This is a genomic window from Megasphaera sp. NM10 (assembly GCF_000417505.1).
Lineage (GTDB): Bacteria > Bacillota > Negativicutes > Veillonellales > Megasphaeraceae > Megasphaera > Megasphaera intestinihominis.
Genome location: NZ_APHY01000041.1, coordinates 1 through 13,403, shown reverse-complemented (window position 1 = coordinate 13,403; position 13,403 = coordinate 1). Strand labels below are relative to the sequence as shown.

14 protein-coding genes and 1 pseudogene are annotated in these 13,403 nt (G+C 43.6%); 2 read left to right on the top strand and 13 right to left on the bottom strand.

Translation table 11 applies throughout. From position 1 onward, the window contains the following. Nucleotides 1-223: 223 nt before the first annotated feature. From NM10_RS07840 to NM10_RS07820, 5 genes are all read right to left on the bottom strand, one after another. Nucleotides 224-535, bottom strand: a complete 312-nt coding sequence (locus NM10_RS07840) for a hypothetical protein (RefSeq protein ID WP_239639668.1) — start codon at nucleotides 533-535, stop codon at nucleotides 224-226. After that, a complete protein-coding gene (locus tag NM10_RS07835) occupies nucleotides 516-809 on the bottom strand; it encodes a DUF2442 domain-containing protein (protein ID WP_020311048.1) in 294 nt (97 codons plus the stop codon). The genes NM10_RS07840 and NM10_RS07835 overlap by 20 nt, the downstream gene beginning before the upstream one ends. Before the next feature lie 177 nt (nucleotides 810-986). After that, complete coding sequence (locus tag NM10_RS07830) at nucleotides 987-1,910, bottom strand: Rpn family recombination-promoting nuclease/putative transposase (RefSeq protein WP_020311047.1); 924 nt, start codon at nucleotides 1,908-1,910, stop codon at nucleotides 987-989. 412 nt (nucleotides 1,911-2,322) lie between these two features. Then, nucleotides 2,323-2,547 carry a hypothetical protein gene (locus NM10_RS07825; RefSeq protein WP_020311046.1) on the bottom strand — a complete coding sequence of 75 codons (225 nt, stop codon included), beginning with the start codon at nucleotides 2,545-2,547 and terminating at the stop codon, nucleotides 2,323-2,325. A 40-nt stretch (nucleotides 2,548-2,587) separates the two neighbouring features. After that, nucleotides 2,588-2,794 (bottom strand): helix-turn-helix transcriptional regulator, encoded by a 207-nt coding sequence (locus NM10_RS07820; RefSeq protein WP_020311045.1) that lies wholly within the window; start codon nucleotides 2,792-2,794, stop codon nucleotides 2,588-2,590. Between the two features lie 158 nt (nucleotides 2,795-2,952). On the opposite strand from NM10_RS07820, the gene NM10_RS07815 reads away from it, so the two are divergent. Then, nucleotides 2,953-3,462 carry a helix-turn-helix domain-containing protein gene (locus NM10_RS07815; protein ID WP_020311044.1) on the top strand — a complete coding sequence of 170 codons (510 nt, stop codon included), beginning with the start codon at nucleotides 2,953-2,955 and terminating at the stop codon, nucleotides 3,460-3,462. Nucleotides 3,463-3,606: 144 nt separating this feature from the next. On the opposite strand, the gene NM10_RS07810 is transcribed toward NM10_RS07815, so the two are convergent. The 8 genes from NM10_RS07810 to NM10_RS07780 all read right to left on the bottom strand — a co-directional run bounded on the left by NM10_RS07810 (nucleotide 3,607) and on the right by NM10_RS07780 (nucleotide 12,558). Beyond that, complete coding sequence (locus NM10_RS07810; RefSeq protein ID WP_020311043.1) at nucleotides 3,607-4,212, bottom strand: hypothetical protein; 606 nt, start codon at nucleotides 4,210-4,212, stop codon at nucleotides 3,607-3,609. 320 nt (nucleotides 4,213-4,532) lie between these two features. Continuing rightward, nucleotides 4,533-6,149: a TFIIB-type zinc finger domain-containing protein gene (locus NM10_RS07805; RefSeq protein WP_239639667.1), complete on the bottom strand. Its 1,617-nt coding sequence runs from the start codon at nucleotides 6,147-6,149 to the stop codon at nucleotides 4,533-4,535. Beyond that, nucleotides 6,130-6,525 (bottom strand): hypothetical protein, encoded by a 396-nt coding sequence (locus tag NM10_RS07800; protein WP_020311041.1) that lies wholly within the window; start codon nucleotides 6,523-6,525, stop codon nucleotides 6,130-6,132. Before NM10_RS07800 ends, NM10_RS07805 begins: the two co-directional genes overlap by 20 nt. A 252-nt stretch (nucleotides 6,526-6,777) precedes the next feature. After that, nucleotides 6,778-7,803 carry a hypothetical protein gene (locus NM10_RS07795; protein ID WP_036243887.1) on the bottom strand — a complete coding sequence of 342 codons (1,026 nt, stop codon included), beginning with the start codon at nucleotides 7,801-7,803 and terminating at the stop codon, nucleotides 6,778-6,780. Nucleotides 7,804-7,856: 53 nt separating this feature from the next. Beyond that, nucleotides 7,857-9,554: a DEAD/DEAH box helicase gene (locus NM10_RS07790; RefSeq protein WP_051132249.1), complete on the bottom strand. Its 1,698-nt coding sequence runs from the start codon at nucleotides 9,552-9,554 to the stop codon at nucleotides 7,857-7,859. Further along, nucleotides 9,554-10,297, bottom strand: coding sequence for a hypothetical protein (locus NM10_RS13575; RefSeq protein ID WP_192813559.1), 744 nt, complete (start codon nucleotides 10,295-10,297; stop codon nucleotides 9,554-9,556). Before NM10_RS13575 ends, NM10_RS07790 begins: the two co-directional genes overlap by 1 nt. Nucleotides 10,298-10,366: 69 nt before the next feature. Beyond that, nucleotides 10,367-11,659, bottom strand: coding sequence for a DNA methyltransferase (locus NM10_RS13570; protein ID WP_051132247.1), 1,293 nt, complete (start codon nucleotides 11,657-11,659; stop codon nucleotides 10,367-10,369). A 401-nt stretch (nucleotides 11,660-12,060) separates the two neighbouring features. Continuing rightward, nucleotides 12,061-12,558, bottom strand: coding sequence for a hypothetical protein (locus NM10_RS07780; RefSeq protein WP_020311040.1), 498 nt, complete (start codon nucleotides 12,556-12,558; stop codon nucleotides 12,061-12,063). A 348-nt stretch (nucleotides 12,559-12,906) separates the two neighbouring features. On the opposite strand from NM10_RS07780, the pseudogene NM10_RS07775 reads away from it, so the two are divergent. Beyond that, nucleotides 12,907-13,403, top strand: a pseudogene (locus NM10_RS07775) (transposase); the annotation flags it as partial.

Below are 13,403 nucleotides of genomic sequence, written 5' to 3'. Positions count from 1 at the left end.
TCAGCCTTCACAGGGGAGGCCTTTTGGCTCGCTCCTGCGCCTGATTTCCAGAGTCTATTGCGGCAAAGCCGCTTCTGAGTCCGAAGCAAACCGTCCACGAAGAACGACCATAAAGCTATGATGTTTTTGCATACATAAAAAGAGCCTGTGCACGATTACGTGCGACAGGCCCTAAATAGGGTCAAAAAAAGGACCCGTATGATGACGGGTCCTTCCTAAAACCTTATTTCAAATGATATTCTCGCAGTAATTTTTCCTGGTACTCATTATCCCGCAAGACACGGTCGATTTCTTCTTTCCGGCCTTCCTCCAACAGCTTTTGAAGCAAGGTACTGAGTGCCTGTCTTCCTGTTTTATCACCACGTTCCTGGCCTATCTTTTCGCCGCGTTCCTGGCCTATCTTTTCACCGCGTTCTTGCCCTGCCTTTTCCCGGCTGTAAAGGGCCGAAGCGATGTCACGCATGGTACGTTCATCGAACTGTATATCATTCATAACTAAAGCTCCTTTTCGAGTTTCAGGCAGATACTTCTTCATCAATCTGGCTTTCTGCATATACCGTTTCCGGGGCCACATCAATCGTTCCATCAGCCCAAGTCAGGATACCGTGGAAAATAATAGGATTCTCGAATACAGCATCCTCCGCCAGGGGAGCAAAAGCCGGTCCTTTCAGCTTTTTCGTATCGAACCGACGTATCTCCCCATTCGAGAACGTAACCCTGAGCATCCGATTCGGTAAAGGCTTTACAGCAATAATACGGATTCCAGGACTTGTTGTTTCAGCATAACAAATTCCTTCATGTTCATACATATCCATCCCTCATTTCATTGGTGGAATTTTTTCAAAATGTTCTCCTTGAACGGCTTTATTCCAGGCCGCATAGATTTCTTTTCCTCAATTATATCATTATTTATTGGCTTTTTGCCGATACAGCATATAATTAAGGATAAAAAAGGACCCGCATGATGACGGGTCCTTCCTAAAACCTTATTTCAAATGATATTCTCGCAGTAATTTTTCCTGGTACTCATTATCCCGCAAGACACGGTCTAATTCTTCTTTACGGCCTTCCTCCAATAGCTTTTGAAGCAAGGTACTGAGTGCCTGTCTTCCTGTTTTATCACCAATCTTTTCGCCACGTTCCTGGCCAATCTTTTCGCCACGTTCCTGACCGGCCTTTTCCCGGCTGTAAAGGGCCGAAGCGATGTCGCGCATGGTACGTTCGTGTTCCCAATAGGCTGATTTCAGCTTGTTATTCGTGGCAAACTGTTTTTCGTAATCCATAGCTTCCTTGATAGCCGTATCACTCATAGCTAAAGCCCTCCTTTCCTGGTCACTGAAATTAGGTGAGAAATAGGCAATCCATCGTTCTGACCGTTTCAGCTTCTTGATGTCGCTGATGTGGATTTTCTTGAGTTCGATGAAATGCATTTCCAAATGATTCGTCAAAATATCATGCGTATCATCATTCATGATATGATACGTGTTAGCATACGTCTGGTATTGTGGGAACTGGTTGAAATCCAACAGATTGATGGTGATGACCGGACGAAGGTCTGCATATAAATCGCCCTTTTCCAGTTCACGGCTGTATATGCGTCCCCAGTAATACAAGGAACGATTGACCATATATTCATCGAGGAGCACTTGTACTTCAACATGTACCCGTGTACCATCGCCCATTTCTACCAGGACATCGAGGAAAGAACGTTTCCCATCAATCTGCGGTGGAACGATTTCTTTATCCGAAAAAGTGACAGATGTAAAAGCATTGCTTCCTTCCCGGTTCAAAATAGCATTGATGAAATTCAAAGTCAGCGTCTTCCGCTCTTCTGAGCCTAACAGGGCTTTGAAGAATACATCGTTAAGGCGGTTCAAATGGATAATATCAGGAATATCAGACGTTGGCATAGTAATCACCTCTCCATTAATTTTATCATTGGCCTGTTGCAACGTCAATCAAGACCATTCCGTAAAAGGACAAGAGTCCACTATAAATATTACATTCATGATAATCACCCCCGTTTCTTATCATTTCCCAAAGGACTTGCCTTCGGCATCGATTTTCAAACGGCAAGGAGTGTCAGCCGTCAATGGCAGGAGTCCCATCGGGAAGCTCCTTGACGACTGGCACTTCTTGCCGTTACCCTGGCCGTGCGAAGGCTGCTTTTTCCCCTTCCTATTAAGGCTTATTAAGACCTAATAGGGCTTATTAGTGCTAAATAGGGCTAAATGAGGCAGGAAAAACCGGAACGTGGAATCACGTTCCGGCTTCACTGGGATTTATTAAAAAGAGAAAGGAGAGAAAGCGAGGTATTACGCCCTACTGCGGTGTATCGAAAGCCGGAGCTGCCATGTAGTCATAGTTTTCGCTATAACCATGCATCGAAGCTTCTTCTTTCAGCTTGTTAGCCTTCTGCTGCTGGCAGGCTGCCAGCCATTCCTGCGGGGTATCAAATGCCGGAGCAGCTGCGAAAGCACCACCAATGGAAAGGCTCATAGCCATAACGAGTAAACCTGCCATTTTCTTCATGTTCTTTTTCATCATTATCATGCACTCCTTTTAGTAAAAGTATAGTAAAGTATAGTTACTTATTGCCATCATCAGGTATGAACAGGAAATCTCTCAATGGCATGTTGAGATATTCCGATAGGACTTGGATGTCCTTCACTTTGAGCAGTTCCGGATTCCGTTCCAGTCTTCTATAGGTTTGGACAGTTACCCCCAGGATCTTTGCCATGTCACATTGTCTTTTTCCTCTCAACCTTCTTGCTTCTGCCAAGGATAACTTCATCGGTTTCCTCACCTCCTGCTGACTATACTTTACCATAGTTTAATATATTTTTCAATAGTAAAAGTATATTTTTCTATGTTTTTAGGCAACTTTTTTATACTTCATGTTGAAAAAAATAGATATTAATAGTAATATTTTATATATAAGGAGGTGCTGCTATGACCATCGGCCAAACCATCCGGGCTATCCGGCAGGTAAAAGGAATCTCTCAAAAAGAACTGGCAGATATTTGCGGGGTCAGCATGGGTGCCGTTTCTGCCTGGGAACAAGGCCGCAACGATCCCCGGCCGCGTATCCTGAACAAGATTGCGGAATATTGCCAGATTCCCGTGAATGATCTCCTGCATCCGCCCGAAGACGACATCGTATCCATCGCCAGTAATGCTACCGGCTCAGGCCGTCAATTTTCTGAAAGGGAAACTAGGCTGATTTATAAATACCGGAAATTATCTCCCCTTGGCAAAGCTACGGTAAATGCTGTCATCCAGGTCCAGCTCGAAGGGCTAAAAGAAAAGCCGAAATACACAGGCGTTATCAGCGAATCCTCTCCATCTGGCTTTTATGCCAATATCCAGGAGTCCAGTCCGGAGATCCAGCAGGAAATGGAACGGTACTTCCATTATTTGAAAGCGAAAGAAGCCGCCAAGAATACGGAAAAGCAGGAATAATTAGGCTCTATTCGTGTTTATTAGTGCTTAATAAGCCCTATTAGGCTTTATTAAGTCTTATTATGCAGGCTTAGGCGATGCCGCATTGACACCGTAAGAAGCCCCTTGAGATTCATAGCATTTCAAGGGGCTTCTTGCATTTCATCACCAGCTGTCTATCGTGGCGGGATGGTCATAATCATAGTCGATGTGATGGGCATATACATATACTTCGTGAGCCGGGAATTCAGCTTGTATCTGTTCATTCCATTGTTCCAGTTTGCTCAGCAAATCGTCTGTATCCCTTTCATCCGTATTCAACAGCTGTTGCAGGAACTGGCGGCCTTCTTTCTCTCCGGGGTATTCATTACATTCGTCAATGAATTGTAACTCCGGTCTTCTTTTCAAAACATACGGTTCAACATAGGCGTCGATGCACCAGGCTTCGGTGACGAACACTTTATGAATATCATTGGTCATATACAGCCCGGTCCCTAATTCTTCAGCAGTGTAGATATAATGGATGTCATCATAAGCGGCTACCAGCTCATCCATGTATTCATGGCACGGTTTCCACTTCGTTTCCACCTTGAACAGGAAGTATCGTCCGGCAGGCTCATCGACTATCGCCCCGACGTGGTCAACCAATATCTCCGTATCCTTATAATGGATAACGGCACGCCCAAGCTTGAGCTGTTCCCAAATCCGTGCCAGCCCTTCATAGTTCTTTTTCGTCAGAATCGCATAATAAGTCGTACACCAGTTAGCCATTGAAATCATCCTTTCCCTTACATAGTAATCATGAAACCATAGACATAATTCAAAGCCTTCGTAATCGCATAATGGGATGCAACTACCGTGACCAGATGAGCGATGATGAAGTCCATGTGACCATCTCCTTCCGGCAAACTGCCTTCGATGGCTATACCGAAACAGGGATGACGCTGATCGTCCAGGAGGAGTCCTGAAAGGAAGCTCCTTGAGGGTCAGCGTCATCCCTGTTATCCTCTAAGCCCGAAGGCTTGCCATCCTTTCTTTTTATTAAGGCTTCTTAGACGCAAAAAAAGAGAGCTTTACAGCTCTCTTTTTGATTAAGCGGCTTCCATGTCAATATCTCTCGTCTGGCAGGAAAGGTTCGTCCGCTTTGAATAATCTGCACAGGCTCGGTTGATACTGTCTGAGGTACTGACCTGCTTATTGGCGAAAAGCTTGGCCTGTACGATTCTTTGCCGCTGGATTTCGAGAAGGGCCATGATGTTGCCGTCATCATCGGTTACGACGACAAGCTGATTATATTGGTTCATCCGAGTGGCATAGGATAAGGAACAGTTTCGCAAGGTCATCGCAATCTTTTTCAATTCGCTTTTCCGTTCGACACAATGGAACTGGTAGCCATCGACGGACTGATGCAATGCCTCGATAATCTTCTTGTCAATCTGGAAGACGACTTCACGGTTTTCCTGTTTCGTAATCGCCACAGACAGCCAATCATGGAGCTTGCGGAAAGGGACTTTTTCCTTTTCATAGGCTTTCAACGTCGTCGCATCGGCCAGTTTCCACATATGCAGAGTATCTTCATTTTCCTGGCTCCACTGACGCTGTATGAAACGGCTGGCCTTGATATGGGGATAGCGTGGATAAAAGGTATGGACAAACTCACAGATTTTCTCTATATCACGGCGACCATCAGTATATTCAGAATAACCACTACAAGTCCATTTACGTATCCGTGCTAAATCGGAGAATACAGGGAAGGCCAGATAAGCTAAATCTATGGTCGGCAAAGAAAATGCCTTGACCAGCGGATAAAAGTCTTCATAATGCAGGTGCTTCCGTACAAATGGCGTGTTCGGAAGTTTCAGTGCTTCAATGAGAGCGGCGTCATAGGTCATGCCCTGTTTCATTCGTGCTTCCATATTGCTTTCCCAGTTTTCCGGTAGTTCCTGGCCCTTTACAGCCTTTTTCAGCCAGTCAGGGAATGACAAGTCTCCTTTTCCGCCATAAGGGACGAGGTCAGCATCCCAGAAGCGTACTTTATGGGCCATGGCCAATACGCTGGCAAATACTTTCATACTGTGCTGACTGGAAATGAACAGCCTTTTTTCTTGAAATCCCAGTTCTTTCATATGGCGGTTGATAGTAGTACGCATCATTCTCAGCAAAGCCGTCAATGAAGTCCCCCGTCGGACAACATGGTCAGCGGCGATATACCAAAGGGCCGTCCTTTCCCTCATCGTGTCAAAGGAACTGATGTATCCCAGCTTTTCTGTCTGGTGTACATTACTCTTGTTTTCATCATACGTCCAGTATACGTCATGGCTTTTCATATCAAAGACAAACCGTTCCTGCACCTTCTGATAGGCCGCATGATACCGTGCGGCATCAGCTTTGATGGCATCATAGGTCAGACGAAGTTCTAGCTTGTCCTTAAAATCGACAAGTGTGATACGCATAGCATAAGGCATAGGTTGTGTCTTATCATGATTAAACATGACGGCGTTCCCATGGTGATGATGGCCACATGCAGGGCAGTAGAATTCATCTTCGTTCAGCCGCCAGTTGAAGTAGGAAACGCTGTTGCATACCGCACAATACGCCTTGTATTCATGGTGTTCAGAATCGTAGGATATAAAAGCCGTCGGCGTCCCCTGCTCTTTATAGTTTACGATTTGACTTCCGATAATCAATTCAGCAATCTTCTTCATCATCGTCACCATCCAATCCGGCAAATAAGCTTCCTTCTTCGGTTTTAGCCTTCTTCAAATCATCTTCAATAGCTTTCTTCTGCGCTTCTTCTTTCTGTTTGGCCGTATCCTTGGCCCGTTGGGCTTCTTCGGCTTTCTGCTTGGCTTCTTTCTGCGCCTTTTCTTCGTCAAGCAAGGTATCCTTGTGCTTGTTCAACAGCAAGACGGCCATGTTCAAAGCCTTTTCCTGGGTATCGCAGAACGCTTCAAGGAACCTCGTCTTTTCCGGTTCCTGTGAATGTTCCTTGTCATAGGCAATCAAGCTACGAATAGCCTTGAGGAAATCCAACTGCATAGAGAAAGTCCGTTCCATCATGGAAACACTGTTCATATCCGGCATATTATCCCATCCTTTCCAAATGGCAGACACCTTAGCCCCTTGCTTCCGGCGCTGCCTTCGCTGCCATCAAAAAAGCAGGATACGCTCAGGGCGACAAGGACGGCATAGCCGTACATTTCATCCTTGTCGCCCTGGGCGTATCCTGCTAACCTGCAGCCGCGAAGGCGATGCTATTTATTTGCTTCTTATTATGGCCTGAAAAATCATTCAGCGATAAGCTAGAGATAGTACAGTAATTTGTAATATTGTTAATTACTTTGCATCAGGACAAATTTTATATGTTCTACTGAGTGATCCTAAGAAAAGGTCTTTGGCCGAGCTGCCCGTGAATTTGTCGATTGCGTCTTGAACTTTAGGAGTCATTAAATCAAGATAACGGCATTCTCCATTTTTTTCATCTGCAACAGCCAATACACTGCCAAACATTTTAGGGTAATCTCGTAGATATTTCACATAACCTTTAAGTTTGGCGACACTGTCTCCCAGCCAATCACCGTGTGGATCAACAATAGTACGAACTATTTCTCCATTACCAGTCTTCTGAAAGAAGATAAAATCTGGATACATATTTTCCCATTCCCCGCCAATCATATAAGGAATTGAAAGAGAAGCATTCAGATTCCTAGACTGGTTTCGATACCAAGCTACGGTTATAGAATGAGACAACTCTGTCCATACTATTTTTTTCTCCAAATCATTTAGTTTCAAGTATGCCCATCCATTATCATCACAGATAATGTGCTTTGGATAACAGTCGTAGTCCTGATTCTGTCGAGTAACACTTGCATTAATATTTAGTTTTGAATTTACATATGGCAGGCTATTCCCCTCGATACGATCCCATCTGATTTTATTCTCTTCGGAAACCGCATATCTTGACGGGCCATAGACGTCTAACAAGTCATGGGTTTTATTTTCTGCCCAAACTTCAAGCCCATGCATAATTTCAAAGCAAGCAGCTACAGCGCTTATTCTTGCTACTGCCTTATCATACGACTCCGATTCATTTTTCATATTTCTGTTGATATATGATTTAACAATATCTGACGCACCCGCAAATTTGTTCACCGCTTGCCGATAGTAAGCAACCATCCGGTTTGCATCATTTTCCACTAATTCCTCATGATCTTCATATTCTTCGCCAGTAAGCGGATCAATACGTTTGATAATAACTGTTGTATTACAAATGTCATTGTAAGATCGCTTGAACTCTTGCTGATGCTTTACAATCTCAGCTTCAACATTATTGCAAAATTCCTCCGTAACATTCCTGTCCAAATCAGAATCAGTATCAATATCCGATGTAATAACATCGACGCAATCCCATAAATCTAAAAACGCATTTGGCTTATCATGGCGTACCTGTCGGGTGATAATAGATTCGAAACTTTGCTTAATAAGCCATCATCAACTTGGGGGATTCTATCAAGTATTTCTTTTGAATCGTTAGCATTATCATTTTCTGTATCTACTTCAAATTCGTCCAAATCATCGCATGTACCTGATTCAGCATTGATTGATTCGATTAACTTCGTATCACTATTATTAATTTCTGTTTCCGTTATAGATTCATCTATCGTCGGCTTATTAATAGCTGCTGATTTTCCATTTGAATTATCCTTGTCATCTGCTGCTAGCAGCTCTTCTCTACGTCGTTTTACACTGCCGAACCACCCGACATTAGCAGGATTCTTCAGAATGCCACCATTTTCATCAACAGGGATATTGTCCTCCTTGAGTTTTTCAACAACGCTTTCTACCGTTTGAGAATCATACTCTGGTAGGTAACATGCTACAGTATTAAGTTCTTCGACCGATTTAATTCGCCGAGCAAGTGGGGTGCGAATCATACGCCCAATGAGTTGGGCGATGTACGTCGGGTCATTGCGCTTACGGCGAGAATAAATGACTTCCGCACGTGGGCAATCCCAGCCGGTTGACACAGCATCTTTGGCAAATAATACACGAATATCTTTTCTAATAGCCACATCTTCAGGCGGACAATACGGAATCTTAGCAATATCCGTCGTAATATCTTCATGCTCGCCAAACACATTTGCAAAACATCCGGCATCAAGCCATTTACATACTTTAAGAATTTGTGCACATAACTCAGATAAAGTTTCATTTGTAACTTTATCTTCAACCTGTACTACCATAAGCGGTATTACATTTTGAATACCATTTTCAATGCAGTAATTCTTCCACAATTTCGATATTCGACTTAATTTTACACAGGCCTGCGTCAAATCTTGATGACGAGTATCTGCTGCTTTTTGTGGAGTTCGGAGCTCAATAATATCTTTAATTAACCCTGATTTTCGTACATCGGAGACAGGTACATCCACAGGTGCTTTCATATCTCTGTTTTTTCGACCACTCATTGCTGCATTGAATTGTTCTGGTGTAGCTGAAATACCAATTACACACGGCATTGGGGGATTCATATTTTTCTGACCATCGATTAGCTTTGCATAAATTGTTTTATTTGTGCTATCACTTGTAGCATTTTTCCCAAGACCTTTGTGTGCTTCATCGATAAACAGATACAAATGGGTACACATATCTTCAATCGTATTTGTCAGCACATCATAGAATGACCTGCCACCTTCTACTTCATTGGTAAGTTTCCCCGTTGATGAAAGGAGCTGCCGATTTAAAAAATAAATGTGTCCCGGATTCAGTCGATCATGTACTTTAGCAAAATCGGGTCCCACTGTTTCCATTACAGTTGCTCCATTGAGCATGTCTGTTGCAGCATCAAACCGTTTCATTGTCTGTTCGTTCAGACTGGGGCTGTCAGATAGCCACAAAATAACAGCTTGATCATCACCTGGAAATGAATCGTTACCATAAAAAAGTCCCTCGGCAACCGCAGCAGAAATAACAGTTTTGCCAGCTCCCGTTGGAGCTGTTAAAGATACGGCTGATAAAGAACCATCAGTATCATAACTATTACGCATAGATTGCATTTTATTTAAAAGAGCATTTGCCGCATTTTTCTGGAAGTCAAAAAGTCCATATTTCATCAGTCAAGTCCCCCTTCACCACAAATTTCAAAAGTTTTCAAGAAGGTTTCATACAAACGATGAACCTCAATTCCAGACAGACGACGGCAGATGTTCGAATATCGTCTTTGATCGTCAGTCACCACATAAACTGTTTTAATGGACGGTGTCCGTTTTATCTTTTCACAGAATTTAGAAGCCTGTCCATAATCAAATAGAACGCCATAATAGTCGGTCGTCAGATATGATTTCCCGACACGATGGATAATTGGTCCCTTACATCCTGCCTGCATCCAGAGAATCGGTGCGATAGCGTCAAACGCATTGTCAAGACGTATCGGCCATGCAGACTCATAAGTCAGGTCGAAAAAGATGGCATTGGCTTTGAAGCCGTTAGCTTTTAAAACTTCATACCCCAAATCAATATCTTTTACTGGATTACCATAGTCTCCTTCAAGTGGTTGTCCCTTAATGTTTCGTCCTTCAATAGCTAGCCTCGTGCGTGGCCAAGTTACATACCGCGCAATGCCATGGGATTCCCATTTGTCATCCCCATGACGCATCCCTTGTTCAATGAACTGTTCTTCCTCATCCGCTGACACTTCATTATTTGTTACGCATATACAACGTCTATGACCGCCATCGATTGCATTGATTAAATTAACAGCATGCAAAGTCGTTCCAGAACCGGCAAAAAAATCAATAATTAAAGCATTGGGTTTTTGTGAGACAAAATATTGCAAAGAGTCTGCTACTGTATACAACGATTTAGGGAATGGAAATTTGCCATCACCAATTATGGACTTAAGTAATGATGTGCCGTAGCTCCTGCATCATATAATTTGCTTTGCCAAACAGTTGTAGTCCGCGTAATTTTTCCTTTTTTTTTCTACAATAATTTTACTTCCGTCTTCGCGCTCTCCAATAATCTCCCATCGTCCATCTTTAATTTTTTGCTTATATTTTGTACTGACGTACTTAAAAATATACGGTTGTAATGGATTGCCTTCTGATACCTGGACAAATCCTTTTTCAATTAAAGGCTTTAGAGATTTTTTAGTAAGACCCCAATTCATTTCTACTCCGTCGTCCCGTATAGGGAAAACCGCCGTAGCTCCAGGAATTTGAGGTACTGTATCGATACTTTGCTCCGGAGTTAAAGGATCTCCAATATGAATTATCTTTTTTGTAGAATCATCAACATATATAGGATAGAATTGTGCTGGGCCACCTTTCGACGTACCACGTCTTGATGCATAGTCGGTTCTCCTTAAATAAAACCAGCGTATTTCTTTTGTCTTACCGTCTCCTGAAGGGTAAACGACATGGGCTTTGCCGAACAAAACAACATAAATATATTCATCAGCCCTTGAAAATAAATTTTCACGTTTTGCGCCAGATGGGTTTATTGTCACACTAACCATCTGAATAGATGCTTCTGGAAAAAGCTGCTCCAGTAATAATCCTAACCGTGCATATTCTTTCTCATCAATCGTGACGATAAGCACGCTATCATTTGGATTCAATAGCTGCTTTGCTAGCTTCAGCCTGCGTTCCATGAACGCCAGCCATTTGCTGTGCTTGTACTGGTCGTTGTCGTCCACATAATCGTTGTTGTACTTCCAGTCCTTTGCTCCTGAATTGTACGGGGGATCGATGTAAATACAGTCTACCTTGCCAGCATAGCAGTACGTCAGCATCTCAAGCGCGTGATAATTCTCAGCGTTGATGACTACCTGATACGGGTCATCCTTGTTACCGCGCTCAACACGATCAACCTCACGGAGTCCTGGATAGATAACGTCATGATACGATACAATAGGGACGAGATCTTCTACGGCAACCTCGCGTTCATCCTCACCGTTCTCGATGGTAGCCATGCCCTCCTTGACAGCCTTAACGTTCCATGCGACCTTGTTCTCGTTTGTCTCCTCCTTACCGCGCTCCGGACGGATGTTCACCGTATCGTCGACCGCAACAGTCTTCGTGTAAAGTCTAACCGCCTCCGGGAGATTATGTTCGAATACCAAGCCATAATTATGGTCTCGTACATATTTACGAATTTGACGAGCAAGTTCATGATCTAGTTTATCTACATTTGCAATTACTTCATTTATATTAGCCATTATTCTACCTCATTTCGCACTTATTCAAAATAATATCACTACATTCCGTAAATATTATCACCGACTGCAGCAGTCTTCGTGTAAAGCCTGACCGCCTCAAGGAGATTATGCCCGAATACCAGGTAATAACTATGGTCTCATGCATATTTACGAATTCAGCGAGCAAATTCATGATCTAGTTTATCTACATTTATAGTTTCTCCTCAAGTAAACTATTCCACTTTTATTAATGTATGTTTTTTATATTATATACCTTATATGAATTTTCAGACAACTGAAAAAGGGGATTGCCCTTATAAAATGACATGGTTTCTATTCCCTGCTTTATCGTTTTTTTAACCGCAATCAGTACAATCATGTAAAAAGCGCTGCTTGGATGAAGCGGCGCTTTTTACTGTTCTCTATTCAATCTTAAATTGTGAAATGCTGTGAATCCGTACCGGCTTCCGGTCATATTCTCCCAGCTCGACATTGCTGAAGGTGATGGTATGCGTTTCTTTCCGGCGCACATCGACCAGGTCCTGTACAAAGATTCGCTGTCCGATACGCGTGATATGGGTCACGAGCGGGCAGGCCGTGATGGTCAGGACGGCACGGTACATGATGAATTGCCTTTCTCCCGGATCAAGCTGCATCGAGGAGATCTGGATATGGCCATGGAAGCCGGCTTTCTTGAGGAGACGGGGTACATTGGCCTTGATGGCGGCGACGAGGTCGCCCTGTTCATGGTTCAGGATATCGCTATACCGGTCCGTATCGGAGCGATAGAACCATTGATGATCCGCATGGATATAGGCATCTTTCCGATCCGGATGTTTCTTCAGCCATTCCTGGCCCTTTTCGATCGTATAGACATTATGCAGCCAGTTGCGGCCATTCGTTACCAGTACATGTTTCATTTCCCATTCTCCCTTTCATCGATTCGTCACATCACTAAAATTCTATCAGTCTTTTCGCTTCCCGTCTATGGACATGAATATAGTAATTCAGTTCTACATCATATACAGGCTTTTCATTCCTTGTTTGTTCTCCCTTCTCGGAAGATAAGGTCAATAAGTCATCCAGCTTTTCCATTCTCTCTAATTTCCTGCGTTCAGTTACTTTGTGCTCTTGGAATTTTGAATATAATGGGCCCCTTGTCAAGACCACGTTCTAAAGGGAGTGTAAAATAGTTTGTGTAAATCGGTATTGCATGAATCTACTTTATGCCCCATACTGGGGTAAACAAAGATAAGGACGGTAACAGAATGGCAAAGTGTAAAACTCCACCAACTACCCCAGGCGAGCAGATTGCTCAGCAAATCCTCAACAACTACGACATCAAGAGCGCGGAAGACGTACAGGACGTCCTGAAGCAGATTTTTGGCCCCATTTTGAGTCCATGCTCAAAGGTGAGATGGAAAATCATCTCGGCCATAAGAAGCATGAGCGCTCCGAAGACGGTGACAATGTCCGGAACGGCTATTCATCCAAGACGCTCAAGACCTCTCTGGGCGAGGTTCCTATCCGCGTCCCTAGGGATCGCCAGAGTACGTTTGAACCGCAGATCATCAAGAAGCACCAGCGCGACGTTTCGTCCATCGAGGGCAAGGTACTGGCGATGTATGCCCGTGGCATGAGCCAACGCGACATCGCTGCAACCATCGAAGACATCTACGGCTTCCAGATGTCACATGAACAGATCTCCACCATCACAGGCTGCGTCATGGAAGAGGTCGAGGCATGGCGGAATCGTCCGCTCTGA

What these genes read in the sequence shown, in the direction of transcription:
- NM10_RS07840 (WP_239639668.1), bottom strand. Translation starts at nt 535, where the DNA reads ATGAAGAAGTATCTGCCTGAAACTCGAAAAGGAGCTTTAGTTATGAAT.
- NM10_RS07835 (WP_020311048.1), bottom strand. Translation starts at nt 809, where the DNA reads ATGTATGAACATGAAGGAATTTGTTATGCTGAAACAACAAGTCCTGGA.
- NM10_RS07830 (WP_020311047.1), bottom strand. Translation starts at nt 1,910, where the DNA reads ATGCCAACGTCTGATATTCCTGATATTATCCATTTGAACCGCCTTAAC.
- NM10_RS07825 (WP_020311046.1), bottom strand. Translation starts at nt 2,547, where the DNA reads ATGATGAAAAAGAACATGAAGAAAATGGCAGGTTTACTCGTTATGGCT.
- NM10_RS07820 (WP_020311045.1), bottom strand. Translation starts at nt 2,794, where the DNA reads ATGAAGTTATCCTTGGCAGAAGCAAGAAGGTTGAGAGGAAAAAGACAA.
- NM10_RS07815 (WP_020311044.1), top strand. Translation starts at nt 2,953, where the DNA reads ATGACCATCGGCCAAACCATCCGGGCTATCCGGCAGGTAAAAGGAATC.
- NM10_RS07810 (WP_020311043.1), bottom strand. Translation starts at nt 4,212, where the DNA reads ATGGCTAACTGGTGTACGACTTATTATGCGATTCTGACGAAAAAGAAC.
- NM10_RS07805 (WP_239639667.1), bottom strand. Translation starts at nt 6,149, where the DNA reads ATGATGAAGAAGATTGCTGAATTGATTATCGGAAGTCAAATCGTAAAC.
- NM10_RS07800 (WP_020311041.1), bottom strand. Translation starts at nt 6,525, where the DNA reads ATGCCGGATATGAACAGTGTTTCCATGATGGAACGGACTTTCTCTATG.
- NM10_RS07790 (WP_051132249.1), bottom strand. Translation starts at nt 9,554, where the DNA reads ATGAAATATGGACTTTTTGACTTCCAGAAAAATGCGGCAAATGCTCTT.
- NM10_RS13570 (WP_051132247.1), bottom strand. Translation starts at nt 11,659, where the DNA reads ATGGCTAATATAAATGAAGTAATTGCAAATGTAGATAAACTAGATCAT.
- NM10_RS07780 (WP_020311040.1), bottom strand. Translation starts at nt 12,558, where the DNA reads ATGAAACATGTACTGGTAACGAATGGCCGCAACTGGCTGCATAATGTC.